Origin of the sequence: Nocardia cyriacigeorgica (assembly GCF_010868145.1) — a bacterium.
Taxonomy (GTDB): Bacteria; Actinomycetota; Actinomycetes; order Mycobacteriales; family Mycobacteriaceae; genus Nocardia; species Nocardia cyriacigeorgica_D.
The window spans coordinates 110,521-130,202 of the sequence record NZ_JAAGUY010000001.1 but is presented as its reverse complement, the minus strand read 5'-3'; the positions used below and the strand labels follow the sequence as shown (position 1 = coordinate 130,202).

The 19,682-nt window shown below is 66.6% G+C and carries 19 protein-coding genes; 9 read left to right on the top strand and 10 right to left on the bottom strand.

Annotation, left to right across the window (positions count from 1 at the left end; translation table 11 throughout):
- The first annotated feature begins 219 nt into the window (after positions 1-219).
- Complete coding sequence (locus GV792_RS00615; protein ID WP_163821615.1) at positions 220-2,250, top strand: SDR family oxidoreductase; 2,031 nt, start codon at positions 220-222, stop codon at positions 2,248-2,250.
- Positions 2,251-2,259: 9 nt separating this feature from the next.
- On the opposite strand, the gene GV792_RS00610 is transcribed toward GV792_RS00615, so the two are convergent.
- Positions 2,260-2,589 (bottom strand): cutinase family protein, encoded by a 330-nt coding sequence (locus GV792_RS00610; protein WP_309138637.1) that lies wholly within the window; start codon positions 2,587-2,589, stop codon positions 2,260-2,262.
- Positions 2,590-2,832: 243 nt separating this feature from the next.
- Entirely contained in the window at positions 2,833-3,858 is a 1,026-nt protein-coding gene (locus tag GV792_RS00605) for a zinc-binding alcohol dehydrogenase family protein (protein ID WP_163822169.1), read from the bottom strand.
- 177 nt (positions 3,859-4,035) lie between these two features.
- Here GV792_RS00605 and GV792_RS00600 point away from each other — a divergent pair, with 177 nt between their 5' ends.
- Both GV792_RS00600 and GV792_RS00595 read left to right on the top strand, forming a co-directional pair.
- Positions 4,036-4,674 (top strand): TetR/AcrR family transcriptional regulator, encoded by a 639-nt coding sequence (locus GV792_RS00600; protein ID WP_309138636.1) that lies wholly within the window; start codon positions 4,036-4,038, stop codon positions 4,672-4,674.
- Positions 4,675-4,676: 2 nt separating this feature from the next.
- On the top strand, positions 4,677-6,350 hold the full coding sequence (locus tag GV792_RS00595) for an FAD-binding dehydrogenase (RefSeq protein ID WP_309139056.1): 1,674 nt from the start codon (positions 4,677-4,679) through the stop codon (positions 6,348-6,350).
- Positions 6,351-6,449: 99 nt separating this feature from the next.
- Here GV792_RS00595 and GV792_RS00590 read toward each other — a convergent pair whose 3' ends face one another.
- Both GV792_RS00590 and GV792_RS00585 read right to left on the bottom strand, forming a co-directional pair.
- Positions 6,450-7,325, bottom strand: coding sequence for an IclR family transcriptional regulator (locus tag GV792_RS00590; RefSeq protein WP_309138634.1), 876 nt, complete (start codon positions 7,323-7,325; stop codon positions 6,450-6,452).
- 145 nt (positions 7,326-7,470) lie between these two features.
- A complete protein-coding gene (locus GV792_RS00585; RefSeq protein ID WP_309138633.1) occupies positions 7,471-8,847 on the bottom strand; it encodes a serine/threonine-protein kinase in 1,377 nt (458 codons plus the stop codon).
- A 258-nt stretch (positions 8,848-9,105) separates the two neighbouring features.
- Between GV792_RS00585 and GV792_RS00580 the strand changes: the two genes are divergently transcribed.
- Both GV792_RS00580 and GV792_RS00575 read left to right on the top strand, forming a co-directional pair.
- Positions 9,106-9,735 (top strand): maleylpyruvate isomerase family mycothiol-dependent enzyme, encoded by a 630-nt coding sequence (locus tag GV792_RS00580; RefSeq protein WP_163821612.1) that lies wholly within the window; start codon positions 9,106-9,108, stop codon positions 9,733-9,735.
- A 170-nt stretch (positions 9,736-9,905) separates the two neighbouring features.
- Positions 9,906-10,427, top strand: a complete 522-nt coding sequence (locus tag GV792_RS00575; protein WP_163821611.1) for a DinB family protein — start codon at positions 9,906-9,908, stop codon at positions 10,425-10,427.
- Between the two features lie 104 nt (positions 10,428-10,531).
- On the opposite strand, the gene GV792_RS00570 is transcribed toward GV792_RS00575, so the two are convergent.
- Positions 10,532-12,298, bottom strand: a complete 1,767-nt coding sequence (locus GV792_RS00570; RefSeq protein ID WP_163821610.1) for a 2-isopropylmalate synthase — start codon at positions 12,296-12,298, stop codon at positions 10,532-10,534.
- A gap of 173 nt (positions 12,299-12,471) precedes the next feature.
- Between GV792_RS00570 and GV792_RS00565 the strand changes: the two genes are divergently transcribed.
- Both GV792_RS00565 and GV792_RS00560 read left to right on the top strand, forming a co-directional pair.
- Complete coding sequence (locus GV792_RS00565; RefSeq protein WP_163821609.1) at positions 12,472-13,143, top strand: FadR/GntR family transcriptional regulator; 672 nt, start codon at positions 12,472-12,474, stop codon at positions 13,141-13,143.
- Entirely contained in the window at positions 13,140-13,943 is an 804-nt protein-coding gene (locus GV792_RS00560; RefSeq protein WP_163821608.1) for an ABC transporter ATP-binding protein, read from the top strand. The genes GV792_RS00565 and GV792_RS00560 overlap by 4 nt, the downstream gene beginning before the upstream one ends.
- Before the next feature lie 55 nt (positions 13,944-13,998).
- On the opposite strand, the gene GV792_RS00555 is transcribed toward GV792_RS00560, so the two are convergent.
- The 4 genes from GV792_RS00555 to GV792_RS00540 form a co-directional block, all read right to left on the bottom strand.
- Positions 13,999-14,511, bottom strand: coding sequence for a mycothiol transferase (locus GV792_RS00555; protein ID WP_163821607.1), 513 nt, complete (start codon positions 14,509-14,511; stop codon positions 13,999-14,001).
- 80 nt (positions 14,512-14,591) lie between these two features.
- Positions 14,592-15,911, bottom strand: a complete 1,320-nt coding sequence (locus GV792_RS00550; protein WP_218579811.1) for a cytochrome P450 family protein — start codon at positions 15,909-15,911, stop codon at positions 14,592-14,594.
- Positions 15,912-16,237: 326 nt separating this feature from the next.
- Positions 16,238-16,729: a hypothetical protein gene (locus GV792_RS00545; protein ID WP_163821606.1), complete on the bottom strand. Its 492-nt coding sequence runs from the start codon at positions 16,727-16,729 to the stop codon at positions 16,238-16,240.
- Entirely contained in the window at positions 16,726-17,022 is a 297-nt protein-coding gene (locus GV792_RS00540) for a hypothetical protein (RefSeq protein WP_256668217.1), read from the bottom strand. Before GV792_RS00540 ends, GV792_RS00545 begins: the two co-directional genes overlap by 4 nt.
- A 93-nt stretch (positions 17,023-17,115) precedes the next feature.
- Here GV792_RS00540 and GV792_RS00535 point away from each other — a divergent pair, with 93 nt between their 5' ends.
- Positions 17,116-17,712 carry a TetR/AcrR family transcriptional regulator gene (locus GV792_RS00535; protein WP_163821604.1) on the top strand — a complete coding sequence of 199 codons (597 nt, stop codon included), beginning with the start codon at positions 17,116-17,118 and terminating at the stop codon, positions 17,710-17,712.
- Between the two features lie 52 nt (positions 17,713-17,764).
- Positions 17,765-18,433, top strand: coding sequence for a PaaI family thioesterase (locus GV792_RS00530; protein ID WP_163821603.1), 669 nt, complete (start codon positions 17,765-17,767; stop codon positions 18,431-18,433).
- An 81-nt stretch (positions 18,434-18,514) separates the two neighbouring features.
- Here GV792_RS00530 and GV792_RS00525 read toward each other — a convergent pair whose 3' ends face one another.
- Positions 18,515-19,678 (bottom strand): sulfotransferase family protein, encoded by a 1,164-nt coding sequence (locus GV792_RS00525; RefSeq protein ID WP_163821602.1) that lies wholly within the window; start codon positions 19,676-19,678, stop codon positions 18,515-18,517.
- Between the last annotated feature and the right edge of the window lie 4 nt (positions 19,679-19,682).

The window sequence follows — 19,682 nt, the reverse complement described above, 5'->3', positions numbered from 1 at the left end:
CGACCGTTTCGTGACCATTCCCACAACGCTTCCCAGCCGGTCCAGCTTGCTACCGGCGGGTAACCCCCATTAATGTTCCGGTCAGTCAGGACGATGATGTTCCTACTCTCGACCCGACGGATTCTTCGGGGGTCGAAATCTTTCGATGTCCGCATTCACCGCAGCATGCCGGGCAACTCTGTGCGACAACGGCTTCGAGTGAACAGCAGGGGTAAGACGGTGGCTTCTTTTATCGTGACAGGCGGTACCGGTTTTCTTGGTCGCCGTGTCGTGCAAGGAATTCTGGACAATGAGCCGGACGCGACCGTGCACATTCTGGTGCGCGCGGAATCGCTGACGAAGTTCGATGCGCTGGCCACCCGGTGGCGTGGCAGCGAACGGGTGGTCCCGCTGGTCGGCGACCTCACCGCGGATGGACTCGGGTTGACCGAGCCCGCACCCCCCGCCGAACACATCATCCATCTCGGCGCCGTCTACGATATGACCGCCGATGAGGACACCGCACACGCCGCCAATGTGCGCGGCACCAATTCTGTTCTGGCACTGGCACAACAACTCGACGCAATACTGCATCACGTTTCCTCGGTGGCGGTGGCGGGCGATCACCGCGGCCGGTTCTTCGAGGAGGATTTCGATCTCGGCCAGCAACTGACCTCGCCGTACCATCGCACCAAATTCGCCGCCGAGAAAATGGTGCGGGAATCGCGCGACGTGCGATGGCGGGTGTACCGGCCGGCCATCGTTGTCGGTGATTCGCGCACCGGCGAAATGGACAAGATCGACGGTCCCTACTACTTCTTCCCCGCGATCGCCTCGCTCGGTGGACTGCCGGCCGAGCTGCCGATCCCACTGCCGGATCTCGGTGCGACCAATGTCGTTCCGGTCGACTACGTCGCTTCCGCCATGGTCGAGCTCGTGCGTCGGCCAGGGCTGGACGGGCGCACCTTCCACCTGGTGAATCCGCGTCCACAGCCGTTCGGCGAGATCTACGGCGCCCTCGCGACGGCCGCAGGCGCTCCCGCGGGTGTCGGACTGCTGCCAGGTAGCCGACGCGCACTGAGCGGTCTGTCGCATCTGCCCGGTGTGCCGACGGTCCGCGATTTCCTGCTCGAACGTCTGGGAATTCCTGCCGCCGTGGCGCCGCATGTGTCGTTCTCGGCCGAGTTCGTCTCCGACTCCACCCGCGCGCTGCTGCGTGGTCTGACGGTGCCCGAGTTCGACAGCTACGCCGGACGTCTGTGGGAATACTGGCGGACCAACCTCGATCCGGATCGTCACCGACCTGCTTCCTCCGAGGAGACATTTACCGGGCGCATCGTCCTGATCACGGGCGCGTCCTCCGGAATCGGACTTGCCACCGCCCACGCCGTGGCGCGCCGTGGCGCGACGGTTCTGATGGTGGCGCGCGGACGCGCAGAACTCGAGGCCGCGGCGGAGGCGGTGCGCGCCGACGGCGGCGACGCCCATGCCTACTCGTGCGATATCACCGACGCCGACGCCGTCGACGCTCTGGTGGCGACGGTGCTCGCCGACCACGGCGGAGTCGACTACCTGGTGAACAATGCCGGCCGGTCGATCCGTCGCTCGGTGCTCAACTCCACCGACCGGATGCACGACTTCGAACGGACCATGGCGGTCAACTATTTCGGTGCGGTCCGGTTGATCCTGGCACTGCTGCCGTCGATGCGGGAACGCCGATTCGGCCATATCGTCAATATTTCGTCCATCGCGGTGCAGACGAAGGTGCCCCGCTTCGCCGCCTATGTCGCCAGCAAGTCGGCGCTGGACAACTTCAGTGAGATCGCGGCCGTGGAGAACCGCGACGCGGGCATCACCTTCACCTCGGTGCGGATGCCCCTGGTGCGGACGCCGATGATCGCGCCGACCGATCTGTACCGCTCACTGCCTGTGCCGGATCCGGCACAGGCGGCTGCCATCGTGGTGCGCGCGTTGGTCGATCGCCCCGATCGCATCGATACCCCGGTCGGCACCTTCGCTCAGGCCGTCGAGCTGCTGATGCCATCGGTCAAGCGGACGATCATGCATCAGGGTTATCGGATGTTCGGCGAATCCAAGGCGGCCTCGGGCGCGACGCTGCGGCCGGAGGGTCCGGGAGCCGCGACCGCGGACCAGCTCGCCGAACCCGCGCGCAGTCCGTTGACGGTGTTGTCGCCGGTACTGCTGCCATTGATGGCGCTGCCCGGGCCGGCGGCGAGGATGGCGAGGGTTGTTCCCGGCCTGCATTGGTAGGGCCGGCATTCAGAGCATGAGGGCCGCGAAGTCGGCTGCCGCGGCGATCGTGTCGCGGTAGCCGACATGCGCGTCGGGGTTGGTCGCACCGAGTTGGCAGATCGGATCACCAGGGGCGCAATAGTTCCTGGTCCGGCCCGCGTACATATCCGCGACCGACCAGGCGTTGAGGCGCAGCGGGTCACCGAAGAGCAGTACGGCAGCGATCCGCGGCGCCGACATCGGCGGCAGCTGACGGATTCCGGGCATGGCGACCATGACCCCGGTCCCGAGCGCGCCGTGCACCACGACCGCACCCTGCGAATATCCGACCACCACGTCGTATGCCCGCTGCCACACCAGGATCCGATTCCGAGTACGAGCAGAACTGCCGCGAATAGCGTTGCCGCATAACGGATATCAATCCGTAGCCGTCGTCCGGCCATCGTGATCACCGCCGTCCACACCCGAAAGTGCCTGCCGGGAGCCCGGTGTCGGCACCACCGGCTCGGCTGTATCCGCGAAGGTACGAATGCGGGAAGGCCGGGTCAAGCGAGATGTACCAACCGATATCGACTCAACGCCTATTCGTGTGCTGGCCCGTCATGGCACCAGAACCGCGGCGCCGGCGAAACGTCCGCCTGCCAGGTCGGCGAGCGCATGATCGGCGGCGCCGAGCTGATACGCGTGGGTGGTCAGCCGAATACGGTGGCGCCCTGCGAAAGCCAGGAATTCGCGTGCATCGGCGCGGGTGTTGGCGGTCACCGAGCGGATCTCGCGTTCCCGGAACAGGTGCCGTTGATAGTTCAGCGCCGGGATATCGCTGAGGTGGATGCCCGCGACCGCCAGCACCCCGCCGCTGTCGAGCGCTTCCAGCGCGGGCGGGACCAGCTCGCCGACCGGTGCGAACAGGATGGCCGAATCCAACGCCACCGGTGGCGGATCCGTCGCACCGTCGACAGAGGCGGCACCGAGCGCGAGAGCGAGTTCTCGGGCTTCTCGGTCGCGAGTCATGACGTGCACTTCGGCGCCCTCGGCCATCGCCACCTGGGCGGCGATGTGGGCGCTGCCGCCGAAACCATAGATGCCGAGCCGTCCGCCGGCAGGTAGTGCAGCTCTGCGTAGCGCCCGGTAGCCGATGATCCCGGCACACAGCAGTGGCGCCGTGTCGGTGTCGCTGTAGCCGTCGGGTAGCCGCAGGGCGTATGCCGCCGGGACCACGGCATATTCGGCGTAGCCACCGTCGGCGTCCCACCCGGTATAACGCGAACGGGGACAGAGGTTCTCGGCTCCGCGGCGACAAGATCGGCAGGTGCCGCAGGTATGGCGCAGCCAGGCGATCCCGACCCGGTCGCCCGGCACGAAATCCACGTCGAGGCCGACGGCCTCATCAGGTGGCCGAGATGGACCGACGCCGACCACCTCACCGACGACCTCATGGCCCGGCACCACCCGGTCCCGATGCACCGGCAGATCACCCTCGGCGACGTGGAGATCGGTGCGGCACGCCCCGCAGGCCAGCACCCGCACCAGCAACTCCCCTGCCGCGGGCTCCGGCCGCGTGGCCGTGGTGAATTCCAGCGGACGGCCACTGATCGGCCCGGGCGCGCGCACCCGCCAACACCGCATCCGGGCTGCCTGTTCGCGGTCTGCTTCGCCCATGTCACTTCCCCTTGTCGACGGCGAGCGCTGCGGGTTGTGCCTGGACCCTACTCTTCCGAATCGCCCCACTCGGAGGGTTGGTTCTGATACATTCCCGTATCGAATACAAAGATGTATCGGTCAGAGCGTGACGGAAGGTTCCGAGTGTCATCGTCCACGGCGCAAACCCCGGCCAAACGGGTCACGCGACGTCGCGCGGCCACCCGCGGCCGTCTACTCGAAGCCGCGTATGAGGTCTTCGCCGCGGTCGGATTCGGTCGCAGCACCGTCGAGCAGGTCTGTGAGGCGGCCGGGTTCACCCGAGGTGCGTTCTACTCCAATTTCGGCTCGCTCGATGAGCTGTTCCTGACCATGTGGGAGCAGCGCGCCGCAACCATGCTCGACGACGTCCGCGCCACCTTGGACGAGATCAGCATCGACGACGTCGCCGACGTGCGCACGGCCGTCGAGCGCCTCACCGACGCCGTCCCCATCGATGACGGCTGGTACCGCATCACCGCCGAATTCACCGCGCACGCGCTGCGCACTCCCGGACTGAGCCGGGTCATGGCGGCGCGGGAGGAGGCGATCGTCGCCGCACTGGTACCGAGTATCGCGACCGCGCTCGCCCGCGTCGGCCGCACCGTGCCCGATCCCGCGGCACTCGGCCACGCCCTGGTCGCCGCCCATGACGGCACCTCCGTGCAGATTCTGCTGGAGCCCGACAACCCCGTGGTGCGCGCACGGCGCATCGACCTTTTCTGCCACATCGTGCTGGCCTACAGCACCGACATCGGAGGATGAACGTGTCCGCATCTCTCGACGAACCCGAGGTCATCGTCGTCGGCGCAGGTCTCGCCGGCCTGGTCGCCACCTACGAACTGGTCCGGGCCGGCCGCCGGGTACTGGTCCTGGATCAGGAGAACCGCAACAATCTGGGCGGCCAGGCCTTCTGGTCGCTCGGCGGCCTGTTCTTCGTCGACAGTCCCGAGCAGCGCCGCCTCGGCATCAAGGATTCCTACGAACTCGCACTCCAGGATTGGTTCGGATCCGCCGGTTTCGACCGCGAGGACGAAGACCATTGGGCCAGGCAGTGGGCCAGGGAGTATGTACGATTCGCCGCCACCGAGAAGCGCGACTATCTACACGCGCTCGGCCTGCGAGTGACGCCACTGGTCGGCTGGGCCGAACGCGGCGGCGCCACCGCCGACGGGCACGGCAACTCCGTCCCCCGGTTCCACCTCACCTGGGGCACAGGTCCCGAAGTGGTGCGGGTCTTCGCCGAACCGGTGCTGGAGGGCGAGCGAAAGGGCCTGGTTCGGTTCGCGTTCCGGCACCGCGTCGACGAACTCGTCGTCGAGGACGGCGCCGTGACGGGCGTGCGCGGCAGCGTGCTCGAGCCGACCGATCTCGACCGCGGCAAGGCCTCGTCGCGAACGGTGGTCCGCGATTTCGAATTCCGCGCGAAAGCGGTCGTCGTCACCTCCGGCGGTATCGGCCACAACCACGATCTCATTCGCCAGAACTGGCCCGCCGAACGGCTGGGACCGTGCCCGGAGACCATGATCTCCGGTGTCCCCGCGCATGTGGACGGCCGCATGCTCGGGATCAGCGAGGCCGCGGGCGGCGCCATCGTCAACCGCGACCGCATGTGGCATTACACCGAGGGCATCATGAATTGGGATCCGATCTGGCCCGATCACGCCATCCGAATCATTCCCGGCCCGTCGTCGCTGTGGTTCGACGCAAATGGCAAGCGGCTGCCAGCACCGTGTTTCCCCGGCTTCGATACCAACACCACCATGAAAGCGATTCTGGCCACCGGCCATGACTATTCGTGGTTCGTGCTGACGCAATCGATCATCGAGAAGGAGTTCGCGCTCTCGGGTTCGGAACAGAATCCCGATATCACCGGCAAGGACCTCAAGCTGACCCTCAAGAGCCGCGTCGCCAAGGGCGCACCGGGGCCGGTGGAGGCGTTCAAGCAGCACGGCGCCGATTTCGTCGTCGCCGACACGTTGCGCGAACTCGTGGACGGAATGAACAAGATCGCCCGTGGACCCCAGCTCGACCACGCCGACCTCGAACGCCAGATCGTGGCCCGCGACCGGGAAGTGGCCAACAAGTTCTCCAAGGACGCCCAGCTGATGGCGATGACCAACGCTCGCCAGTACTTCGGCGACAAGGCCGGGCGCGTCGCCAAACCGCACCGCATCCTCGATCCGGCAGCGGGACCGCTCATCGCCGTCCGGTTGAACATCCTGACTCGTAAAACGCTCGGCGGCCTGCAAACCGACCTGAAGTCGCGGGTCATGCAGCCGGACGGTGATCCGCTGCCCGGCCTGTACGCCGCGGGTGAGGTCGCCGGATTCGGTGGTGGCGGGGTGCACGGCTACAACGCGCTGGAGGGCACTTTCCTCGGCGGATGCATCTTCTCCGGGCGCGCGGCCGGACGCGCCATCGCCGCTGAATTGGGCTGACATGGTTCGGGGCCGGACCGGCACACCCGGACCGGCCCCGACGTGACAGCCATCGGCCCGGATCTGCCGGCAAAGAGCATGGACGCCGGATCTGACCGCTCAGAAACGGGCAGCGAGTAGATCGGCCGCTTCGCGCGCGAGACTCATCAACATCCGGGCCTGGTTGCTGAGATCGGTAGCCGACCGGTCCGCCCCGATCCGGGTACTCAGCGACAGCGCCGCCACCGCAGTCCCGCGCCTGCGCACCGGAACTGCGACGCAGCCGATGCCAGGCACCGACTCCTCGTTGTCGACCGCGACACCCTGGCGGTGCCGGATGCGGGTGAGTTCGCGGTGCAGTTCGACGCGATCGCCGATCGTCCGCGAGGTCAACTGCGGCAGCCGGTCACGGAACGAGGCGTCCACAACACCCGGCTCCAGCGCGGCGAGCAACGCCTTGCCGAGTGCGGTGCTGTGTGCGGGCATCCGGCCGCCGAGTCGAGTCGGCACGTTCGCGGTCTGGCTGCCGCCTACCTTGTCCAGATACAGCACCTCGCGGCCGTCCAGAACTCCGAGGTGCCCGACGAGATCCAGGTCGCTGCGCCGGCACAGATCGTGCAGCAGCGGGCTCACCGCATCGCGGATCTCGTTGTGCCCGGCGGCCAGTCCGCCGAGCTCGAGCACGCGTAACCCGAGGCGATAGCCGCCGGGTGCGTGGGCCAGCCAGCGGAGGCGGATCATCTGATCGAGAATGCGGTGCACGGTCGAGCGCGGCAGTCCGGTGCGTTCCACGATCCGGTGCAACGTGAGCATCGGCGTCGCACCGTCGAAAGCGTCCAGGATCAGCGTCATTCGCTCGATCATCGATACCGGAGGCTCGTGGCGTGGCGCCGGATCCTGGCCGGTCCGTAACGCACCTGCCCCAGGGTGAATCGGCACCTCGACCGTCAAGATGAAACCTCCATTGTGCAGCGCGTACAGCTTAGAAGCGGGCACTCCGGTGGAGGCAAGGTTTCGGCCGGTCGAGACAACCATCACAAACCACAGCGTGGTGGCATGAGGACCGACGCCCGCTCAGCCGCGCTCGCGCATATCAGCACAGCAGACTCCGTAGTGTCGATGTTCGAAGTCGGTCCTGATCTCAATTGGGCAGCAGTGGCGTGACGAGTCGGCTGCACAGCCACTTCCCGTCGACCAGCTCCATGCGAGTGGACATGGTGATCTGCTCGGTCTCGTCCGGTTTACCCGGAGGCGAGTTGACCTGTGTGAGCAGGACATCGACGTCGGCCACTGTATCGGCCTCGCTCATGGTCGCGGTGCATTCGGCGTCGGAGGCGCGGGAACGGACCGGGTCGGAGCCAACGAGCATGCCGACCATTGGCAGGATGCCGGCCGCCTGCGTCGCCCATTCCCCGGTGGCGCCGTCGTGGACGCTACGTTCCCACCCGGCCGGATCGTCGTAGTCGTAGGTGCCCATCAGCTTGCTGTAATCGCAGGCCGCCTGCTCCGCCGCGGCCTGCGCGCCCGCGGGCGGGGTGCTTGCTTCCGAATCGCCGCCGCGCAGCACCACTGTTGCTACGGCGGCCGAGACGAAGACGGCGATCGCGGCCGTCGCCGCAGCGATCGGCGTGCGGGCGCGGCGCCACCGGGATACCGGTTCGGGATGTGGTGCCGCGGGAACGGTGGTCAGCGCCCGCCGCGCGGCCGCCGCCAGTTCGCCACAGCTGCCGAACCTGTCGCCGCGGTTCTTGGCCATGGCGCGGGCGATGACCTCGTCGAAGGTAGACGGCACAGCCGGATCGTGTTCGCTCGGACGCGGTATCGGCGCATTGAGATGGGCATTGATGAGCTGACCGGTCGAATCTCCCGGATACGGGAGTACTCCGGTGAGCATGTAGTAGAGCGTGCAGCCGAGCGCATAGACATCGGCGCGGTGATCGGTATCGGCGCGCATCTCGAATAGTTCGGGTGCCGCGTACTGGAAACTCGCATACAACTCTCCGGTCCTGGTCAGGCCGTCGGCACGGTCCAGCGCCTTGGCGATACCGAAATCGGTGAGATAGACCTGCCGTTGCGGACCCCATTCCAGCAGGATGTTGGCCGGCTTCACATCTCGGTGCAGCACACCGGATCGGTGTGCGTGATCCAGGGCCTTCGCGGTTTCCACGGTGATCCGCACGGCATCACCTGGCCGGATCGGACCCTCGCGCAGGGCGGTCGTCACATCGGTGCCCTCGATGTATTGCATCGCCATCCAGAGCCTGTCCTGCTCCTGCCCCCTGGCATACACCGCGACGATATTCGGGTGCGCCAGCCGCGCCGCTGTATCGGCCTCCCGCAGGAACCGGGCCCGCACCTCACCGTCGTCACCGATCACCGGGCTGAGCAGCTTCAACGCTACCGGCCGCGGCAGATCACGATCCCGGGCGAGATACACCTCCCCCATCCCGCCTGTCCCGAGCAGCCGGTCGATCCGATATCCGGCGAACTCCTGCCCCGGCGCCAGCCGTCGATCCACCCGAATTCCCTCCACCACGCAAACTGCCGCACACCATAACCGATCCGCGCCGTCCTCGGATCACCGCAACGACCATCTGCGGCGCGAGGTGGAGGCCAGGTCAGAGTCCTGGCCAGCCGGATCGGCGGAACCGGCGGCAAAGTGGCGGCCGCCGGATTCACTGGCCGGTCGGCGATGAGTTCCGGGGCTTCGCCACGTCCTATTCACGAGGGGCTGGTGTACCCACCTGTCCATGTGTCGAATGGTGAGGAGTTGACGATGACCGACAGCGATGTCCGGGCCGCGATCGCCGCGCAGCGCACATACCTGGCCGACGTGCTGACCGGGCTGGACGACGCCGGCTGGGATGCGCCGACACTCTGCGAGGGCTGGCGGGTACGCGAGGTCGTCGCACATATCACGATGCCGTTCCGCTTCTCGCTACCCCGGTTCGTCCTCGGCATGATCAAGGCGCGCGGCGACTTCAATCGGATGGCCGACCGCAGTGCCCGCGCCGATGCCGCCGACCTCACCTCGGAGCAGCTGCTCGCCTCACTGCGCAACAACGTGAACCATCCGTGGAAGCCACCCGGCGGTGGGTTCGTCGGCGCGCTCAGCCATGACGTCATCCACGGGCTCGACATCACCGTCGGTCTCGGCCTCGACCAGGGCGTTCCAGCGGACCGGTTGCTGCTCGTGCTCGATTCGGTGCGGCCGAAACAGGTGAAGTATTTCGGCGTCGACCTGAATGGCATCCAGCTGCGCGCCGACGATCTCGACTGGAGTTACGGCACCGGCACGCCACTCACCGGACGCGCCCAGGACCTGCTGATGGTGCTGTGCGGGCGCACTTTACCCGCCGGTCATCTGCACGGGCCGGTGGCAGACCGATTCAGCGCGGCACGGTAGCGCTTGGTCCGTGCTCAGCTCAGTGTCAGACCGAGCTGAGCATTCTGCGTCATCGCCGCACCGACACCCCCTGTCGGTGCGCGCGAGCGTTCAACTGCTCGAATCGTCGATACGCGGAATTCGGCCGAAAATCACCCGGCGTCCCGGATACGGCACGGTACAGTCGCCCGGTGGCGTGGATCGCACCCGAGATCGATCGGATCGAGACGTTGTCCCTGGCCGATGAACGGCCGATGCTGCAGTCCTGGCTGGACTACCACCGCCAGACGTTGCTGCTCAAATGCGCGGGCCTCGACCCAGCGCAACTCGCTCAGCGCTGCGTTGCACCGTCGACGATGTCGCTACACGGCTTGCTCCGGCACCTGACCGAGAACGAGCGCGGCTGGTTCCGCGTCACCGCCGCCGGAGACTCCCTCGACTACCTCTACTGCTCCGAATCCAACCCCGACGGCGACTTCGACGACGTCCCCGACGCCGACCCCGCCACCGACCTCACCACCTACCGGCTCGAAACCGAACTAGCCGACGCCGCCGTCGCCGACCTCCCCCTCGACCACCGCTGCCACCACCCCGTGACCGGGACCGAATACACCCTCCGCTGGGTCTACCTCCACATGATCGAGGAATACGCCCGCCACAACGGCCACGCCGACTTCCTCCGCGAACGCATCGACGGACGCACGGGCCAGTAACTCGCTCGGTTTCTCCGAACCGGGGCCACTGCACCCCGGGTGGCACGGGCACCAACCGAAGTTGGCGGTGCGGCAACCGCGATCGATCACCGCACCGCACACCTTCACACCGCCGACGGCACCACCGTGTTCGCTGCACGGACGACCGCTGCCAGGGTCGCGGTGAGTACGGAGTCGCTGTGGCCGCAGGACCATTCGGTTCGGCCGTTCATCCGGCATTCGAGGTAGGTGATCGCCGAGCTGTCGTTACCTGAGCCGAGCGACTGCTGGTGCAGGGCCAGCACCTCGATGGGCCGGCCCAGCTCCGTGAGCGCGGCTGTCAGCGCATCGACCGGTCCGACACCGCGGTGTTCGCTGGTGTGCGTGCGGCTTTCGGCGGTCAGGGTGACGGTGGTTGTGGATTCGCCGGTCTGCCAGTGGTCAAGGGTTACCGCGTCCGACATCGCGTCCAGGTAGGTCCGGTCGAACAGTTCGCGCAGTTCGGCTGCGGTGATTTCACCGCCGCTTCCGTCGGCGTGGTGCTGTACGTGGCGAGCGAAGTCGATCTGCAGCCGCCGCGGCAGATCCATGCCGTACTCGGTCTGCAACAGGTAGGCGATCCCACCCTTGCCGGACTGGGAGTTCACTCGGATCACGGCGTCGTAGCTGCGGCCGATATCGACGGGGTCGATCGGCAGATACGGTACCTGCCACTCGATCTCGCGCTCATGACGTCCCGAATCGAGTGCTCGGGCGCGGTGTTCGGCCATACCCTTCTTGATGGCGTCCTGGTGGGTGCCGGAGAACGCGGTATGCACCAGATCGCCGACGTAGGGGTGGCGTTCCGGTACGGACAGCCGGGTGCAGTATTCGACGGTGCGGCGGATCTCGTCGATATCGGAGAAATCGATCATCGGATCCACCCCCTGGGCATGCAGATTCAAAGCGAGCGTGGCGATATCGACATTGCCGGTGCGTTCACCATTGCCGAATACGCAGCCCTCCACCCGCTGAGCACCCGCCAGCACCGCGAGTTCGGCGCAGGCGATGCCGGTGCCCCGATCGTTGTGCGGGTGGACCGACAGGATGATGCTGTCGCGTCGAGCCAATGTGCGGTGCATGTATTCGATCTGATCGGCGTACACATTCGGCGTGGCCACCTCCACCGTGGCGGGCAGGTTCAGAATGACCGGACGTTGCGGTGTGGCATCCCACAGCTCCGTCATCGCGTCACAGATGTCGCGGACATAACCCGGTTCGGTCAGGTTGAACACCTCCGGCGAGAACTCGAACCGCACATTCGACAGATCGCCTGCGAATTCGAGCACATCGCGTCCGCCCGCCAGGATCAGCTCACGGAGTTCACTGGTGTCCTTGCCCAGCACTGTTTCTCGCCATACCGGCGCGGTGGCGGTGTACATGTGGATCACCACCTCGTTGCGCATTCCACGCACCGAGGCGACGGTTCGTTCGATCAGATCCCGCCGGGCCGGCGTGAAAACGACGATCGTGACGTCCGGCGGCGCGATATCGGTGTCGGCCAGCAAGCGCACGAAGTCGAAATCGGTCTGCGAGGCCGACGGGTAGCCGACCTCGATCTCCTTGTACCCCATGGCGACCAGCAGTTCGAAGAACCGGCGTTTGCGCTCGGGATCCATGGGTTCGGCCAATGCCTGGTTGCCGTCGCGCAGGTCGACCGGCACCCACAGCGGCGCCTGGGTGATCCGTGCGTCAGGCCAGCCACGATCGACGAGCGGCACCTCCACGCGGTCGTACACGGTGCGGTAGCGATGCGACGGCATCCGGGAATGCCGTTGGCGATTCCACGCGGGAGCGTTGCCGGCGGTATCGCCTTGCGGGGTGTGGATGGTGGGGAATGCACGCGATGTCATGGGTCTGCTTCCTGGCCGTGCGGCCGTCACGAAATGAGGTGACCGGCCGACGACGTAACCCCACGGCGGGGTGGCCGATCGGTCAGGCCCCGCCGTGGCGGACGAGAAGCAGGCTGCGCACGAGCATGGCCTAGACTATACACAACTCCTCAGACAAGTAGAGAGGTTCGTCGATGGATAGCCAGGTGCGGCGTCACCCGTTGGCCGAGCAGGCGGCCGAATTGCTGCTCGGCCGTATCCGCGGTGGCGAATGGCCGCTGGGGCATCGGCTCCCCGGCGAGACGACGTTGGCCGCGCAACTGGGCGTCGGGCGCTCGACCGTGCGGGAGGCGATCCGGGAACTGGCCGGTAAGGGCGTGCTGGCGAGCCGTCAGGGGGCTGGCGTGTTCGTCACCGCGCTCGATGTCACCGAGGAATGGGACATCGTGCTGCGTCGCGCCACCATCGCCTCGGTGATCGAGGCGCGCATCGCCATCGAAGCCGAGGCCGCCGCGCTCGCCGCGCACCGGCGCACCCCCGCCGACCTGCGCGCACTGCGGCGAGCACTGGTCGCCCGCACCGTCGAGGGACAGACGGTGGCCGAGCATGTCGACGCCGATATGGAATTCCACCGCGCGGTGCTGTTCGCGGCGCACAACGACATCCTCGTGCAGCTCTTCGACGCCTTCCTGCCGCGCCTACGCTTGGCCATGATCGACATGCTCGAGATCCGGCCGGTCCCGTCCGAACGGGCCGATCACGCGGCGCACGAGCAACTCGCCGACGCCATCGCGGCGCGGAATCCTACGGCGGCAGCCGAACTCAGCCGCTCCCACTTGACTGCCCTGAAGGAGGCCTTCGCGTGACCCAGCCCGTACTCGACCTGACCGAGGTGACCTTCCGCCGCGAGGGCAAACAGATCCTCGACGGCATCTCGCTCACTGTGCGCGCCGGCGAACACTGGGCACTACTCGGCCCCAACGGGGCGGGTAAGAGCACGCTGCTCGGATTCTGCGGCGCGGTCACCCATCCCACCTCCGGCACTGTGCGGGTCCTTGGCGAACAGCTGGGCCGGGTCGAGTTGCAGCGGCTGCGGCGATCGATCGGACATGTGAACCCGCGGCATCCGCTGCGCTATCCGCTGACCGTCCGCGACGTCGTCCTCACCGGAATCACCGGCACCGTCGACACCCCGATGCGCTGGAATCCTTCGGCCGCCGACCTGGATCGCGCCCACGCGATGATCGAGACCGTCGGTTTGTCCGGCAAGGCGGACGAGGTGTGGCCGACGCTGTCACACGGCGAACGCGGCCGCACCCTCATCGCCCGCGCCCTCATCGCCGAACCGCGCCTGCTGCTGCTCGACGAACCCTCCACCGGCCTGGATGTCGCGGCTCGCGAACAGCTGCTCGAAACCATCGACGCACTGGACCGAACGCATCCGGAGGTCGCATCGATCCTGGTCACCCATCATCTCGAGGAACTGCCGAGCACCACGACGCATGCGCTGTTGATCGCCGCCGGCCGCATTGTCGCTCGCGGGACCGCCGAGGACACCATCACCACCGAATCGATTTCGGCGACCTTCGATCATCCGGTCGAAGTCGATCGCGCCCACAACCGCTGGACGGCCCGCTCCCCCATCCCCGATCTCGCGGGCCCGTAATCGCCACGCGCCGCCGAATGAGCCACTCACACCCACCGGCTCCGACTCGGCCGAGCTACCGCCGACGAAGAAGCATGCCGCGAATGAACGCCGCCTGCCCGGAGTGCTGGATATCGTCGTCGATGACGCTGATCAAGCGAACACCTAACGTCACCGGCGGATCCCATCGCGTATCGACCACCCGCGGGAGGTCGGCATCGGTGAGCCCGGAGACGTATTCGACGGTCTGGGTATGCACCGCATCGTGATACCCGAGCAGCAGCTCCGCCGAAACGCCTACGAGCTTCTCGACGTCGGAAGCGGTGTGCCCGTACCCGGTGTCCGCCTCACCGAACGGCAACCCGAACCTGCGCACCCACCCATCTCGGGTCCACACCTGCTCGACACCAGCCACATCCGCGATGTGATCGTCCTGCACCCGCGTCAGATGCCACACCAGCCACGCAATCGAGCTGGCCTCCGCATCCAGCCGAGCCCCCAACTCCGCACCACTCAACCCCGCGACCGCCCCGTGCACGTTCTCCCGGATCCGGCCGAACCCGTCGATCAACAAGTCAGCACTGGTCATAACCGAGTCCAAGCCCTCCGAATCGGGAACTATTCCCGGGATGCGGGCCGATGGCGAGGCATCGGCCCGTCACCGGCCGTTCAGTTCATCGAATACTGCGCGCCATCTCCCACCGTCGACGCGGCCGGTTCCGAAACACCCAATCGCACCGGCAGCTCGGCGAGCCCGCGGATGAGCAAACTCTTCCGCCAGGTCAGCTCGCCGAGCTCGGCGTTCAATGACAGATCCGGGATGCGGTCGAGCAGACGAGTGAGGGCGATCGTGGCTTCGGTGCGGGCGAGGGCCGCGCCGAGGCAGTAATGGATGCCGTGGCCGAAGGCGATGTGGCGGTGGTCGGTTCGGGCGGGGTCGACGCGGTCGGGATCGGCGAACATCCGAGGGTCGCGGTTGGCGGCGGCGAGGGAGATCATGATGAATTCGCCTGCGTCGATGTCCTGGCCGCCCAACGTGATCGGCGCGGTCGTATAGCGTGCCGTGGCCAGGTGCACCGGGCCCTGACAGCGCAGCACCTCGTCGAGGAAGGCCGGAATCGCCTCCGGATCGCGCCGTAGCCGCTCGGCGTGGGCGGGGTCGCGCAGCAGCTCGAGCACCGCGTTGCCGATGAGGTTGACGGTGGTCTCGTGCCCGGCCGCCAGCAGCAGGAACAGCATGGCGATGAGTTCGGTCTGGTCGAGCCGGTCGTCGTCGTCCTTGGCGATGATGAGCTCCGACAGCAGATCCTCACGCGGATCGTCGGTGCGGGTGGCGATCAGCTCGGTGAGGTAGGTGAAGAAGCTGATCCCGGCGCTGGTGCGGTCTTCGATGGGCGCCGACTCGTTCACCAGAACCGCTGTCCACGAACGAAAATCGTCCTTGTCGTCGTCCGGTACGCCGAGCAGTTCACAGATCACCGCGATCGGCAGCGGGAAGGCGTAGCTGTCGAGCAGGTCGACACTCTCCCGCCCAGCCATATTTTCGAGCAGGGTGTCGGCGATCTCGGTGATCCGCGGGCCGAGGCCGCGAATGGCGCGGCCGGCGAACGCCTTGGACACCAGCCTGCGCAGCCGGGTGTGCTGCGGTGGATCGGCGAAGAGCATGTTGTCGTTGATCGCGGCATTGAACATCCCGGCCGCGCCGTGCTTGGCCAGTACCGCTTGACCTTCCGGCGACCCGATGCGTTTGCTGATGTTCGTTTCGACGAAGGCCTGCTTGGCGACCTCATGATCGACGACCAGCCAGCCGACGACGCCGTCCAACCTGATCCGATGGATCGGACCGCGTTCACGCAACGTCCGGTAGACGGCGTGCGGGTCCTGATAGAAATCGTCGGTCAACTCGAGAATCTGGTGTGCGGCCGTCACGAACGACCACCGGCCTTCGATGCCGCGTCCGGCCATGAATCCAGGTAGTGCACGTGCCACAGTCCTTTCCACGTTCGAACGGTTGACATGCTCCGGAAGCAGACCCGAACAGTGGTCAGCGCACGGTCCCGTACATAGTGCGAACGGTCGGCGTGGCGCGACTCGGCGAGCTATCGATCAGGTCTGCGACGGTGCGTGGTCGAGCAGTGTCGATCGGTGTGACGAGGAAAAGCCCGATGTGTGCTCCGGTCATGGCCGACGGCATCTCGATCACCGCGCCGCAGCGGCCGCTTTTCCGGGTGACATCATTGCACGACATCGAACGAGGAATTCAGTGGATCGGCGAAAGTGGGCCGGGCTGTCCCGGATTCGACGATCGAGCCCGCTCAGGAGGACGCCGCGGCTTCGGCTTCGGCCAACTCCTTCAATGTCCGCAACTGCTTGCGCATCATGATCACGTCACCGACGGCGAGCAATCGGCCCACCAGCCGGGGACCCCCGAACCGCACCCGCACGACCAGCCGTGTGCCCGATCGCTCGGCCAGCACCGCGTAGGTGACACAGATATCGCCGGCACGTAGCGTCACATGCCTGCCGGATGCGAACGATTCCAGATCGAACTGCCCCATGAAGCGCTGGCCGACCGCCAGGTCGGTCAATTGCGGATCACGTACCCGCGGACTGGATTTCCACCGGTTTCCGATGCGATAGCTATAGGTGGCCACCCGCATCTGGCACAACCACGCGAAGACCAGAGAGGGCGGTGCGGCGATGCTGATCGCCCGGTCGGCACTGAGTGCGATCGGTTCCAGTTGATCGCAGGGCAGCGGGGCGTCGCATTCGGCTTCGGTGGCGCCCCAGACCAGTCCGGCGCTCATGACGCCGCCGCGATCCGGCGCAGCATCCTGCGCACCACCAGCTCGTGTCCGCCGCTGCCGATCACGAGCGCCCGGTAGACCGCCCCGCCGACGCCAGGGAATTCGGCCCTGGTCCGGGCGCGGACGACCGTATGGCGCGGACCCCTGTCGTCGAGCTCGAAAGTGAGGGTATAGCGGGAGAATCGGTGGGCACCGGCTAAGGAGAGCCGATGCGGTGGATCGATCGCATCCAGAGCGAAGCCCGAGGGCACGGTCGACGGGTCCGCGGGATCTTTGCAGACAACTTTCAGCAATGTTTTCCATGTCCGGTCGCGATTCGCGTCCACGGATCTGGCATGCTCATCAATATAGGGCAAACGCTCCATATGGAAGGAACGTACTAGTACATGGCACCGCCCCGCAAGCACGACACCGATGTGATCCTGGACGCAGCGCGCACCCTGGTCCTGACCGATGGGCCGCGAGCCGCGAGTGTGGCCGCGATCGCCGACGCCAGCGGAGCGCCGGTCGGAACGCTGTACCACCGTTTCGGCAACCGCAACGGGGTGCTGACCGCCGCCTGGCTCCGTGCGCTCGAACGCTTCCAGGACCGAGTGAAGGCGGCCGCCGACGCACCCGATCCCCTCGACGCGGGAGTCGCGATGGCGCGCGCGGGGATCGGATTCGGCCGCGACCTGCCCGCCGATGCCCGGCTGCTGCTCAGCCTGCGTCCAAGCGATCTGCTCGACGGCAGCCCCGACGCGGAGTTCGGCGCACGATTGGCAGGCATGAACGCTCCGCTGATCGAGCAACTGCGCCGTATCGCGGACGGACTGTTCGGCCGCGACGGTGACCGCGAGATCGACGCCGTCAGCCGCGCGATAGTCGACCTGCCCTATGCCGCATTACGCAGGCATGCACACGCGCCCGAGCTACCGGGGTGGCTCGAACACGACGTCACCGACGCCGCCAGGACCCTGCTCGAGTCCTATCGCACGGCCTGATCACCACGCCCCGGTCACCGAGCATTCAGCGGGCTACCGATAACGTGTTCTCATGACCGAAGACCTGGCCGGCAACACACTGCCCGACGCCGAGCATCACGAAGGCGGATTCCGGCCCATGTCGGAGCTCATCGACGCTGCCAAGAACGCCGACATCACCCGCGGTGGCCCGCACTACGGCGCGTTCATCGAAGAAGTCCGCAAACTCATGGACCGGGCCAGGTTGTCGAGCCCGTCCGATGAGCTCGCGCTGGAGACGATCGGGGTGCTGAAGCAGCTCAACGACCGGCTGGATGCCGCCGTCGTCGACGAGTGGTCGGCACCCACCTGGACTCGTGCCGACCTGCCCGCCCGCGGCAACATCACGATTCCGCCGTATCTGATCGACAAGGCGAGCAAGGACGGCGTGGAGGCCAGGATCACCTTCCGCACCTTCCACCTCGGCGGAAACGCCGCCGCACACGGCGGCCAGATCGTCGTCGGTTTCGATGATCTGCTCGGTATGGCCGCCGCGCTCTACGCGGGCGGTGTCACCCGCACCGCCTCGCTCACCGTCGACTACCGCTCCGTTACCCCGCTGAACAAGGAACTCAGCCTGCGCACTTGGGCCGAGCGCCGCGACGGCCGCAAGGTGTACGTCCGCGCGACACTGCACGATGGCGACCGCCTGTGCGCCGAGGCGAACGGCCTTTTTATCGTGCTGAAGCCCGGCCAGCCCTGATTCTCGGACTCCGGCCAGGTCGTGTGGACCGACCTGCCGCAGTATTTGCGACCGCGGGCAGGTCGGCCGGGGCCGTTCCGGTCAACGCGCCGGGAAATGCGCCTCCAGATACGGCCCGAAACTCGCATCGACCGATTCGGCGGTGAGATCGAAATCGGCGAGGGTGTACTTATGTGCCGGCCGGGCCGCCCCGGACGTCGACTCGGAGTGCAACGACGCCATGGCCGCACGCGCCGCGTCCGTCAGCTCCAGGTCGAAGTGGTGGTAGATCCCCTCGACGGTGCCGATCGGATCGCCGATGAAATCGTCGTAGTAGACGTCGCAGAACTGGGCGGCATTGTGGTTCTTGCGGTCGTCGAGGAATCGTTGCGCGCCCCGTGACCACAACTCGAGCTGGGTCCGTCCGACGACGGGTCCGCGGAACTTGTCCGACCAACCCGCCGACGCCTGCTCGTTGAGGCTGCACACCGACGCGATGATGGTGCTCGGGGCCCGGTGCATCTGGATCACCAGCGCGTCGGGGTACACCGCCAGCAGGGCATCCAGCGCGAACAGGTGGCTCGGATTCTTCAGCACCCAGCGCCGATCGGCATCGTTGAGCCCGATGAGTTGCAGGTTGCGGCGATGCCTGCGGTAGGCGCCGGTCCAGTCCCGCTCACGCAGCCACTCCGAATAGGTGGGCAGGTAGCCGAGGCACTCATATGAGATCGACATCGCCGATTGGCGCAGCAACTGCCAGCACTCCTCGACCTGATCGGCCGAAATATGGTGCACGCCCATGAATTCCGGATGCTCGACATGGTGCTTGTCGTATCCGGCCTGCAACCGCTGGAAGACCGGATTCTGTTCCCAGGTCTCGCGCGGCGGGCGTGGCTGCGGCATCTCGGTCAGCCACATCTCCAGGCCCTGATGCGCCAGGTCGGCGGTCAGCAGCCGGTGCACGGCCGTGGTCCCCGAGCGCGGTAGACCGGTGACGAAGATCGGCCGCTCGATCGGCACCTGCGCGTAGTGCGGGAACTGTCGCCAGGCCGATTCACTCAGCAGGCGCGCGATCAACGCACCACGCAGGAACGCCCTATTGATCTTGTTACCGAATGGGGTGAGCTCTGCGTCGCTGGCGTAGGACTCCAGCAGCACCTCGAGGCCCTCGCGGTAGTCGTCGGCACCGAAATCGGTCAGCCCGACGACCTTGCTCGCCGAGGCGTGCAGATCATCGATGGTGCCGACGTCGTCCCTTCCGATCATGTTC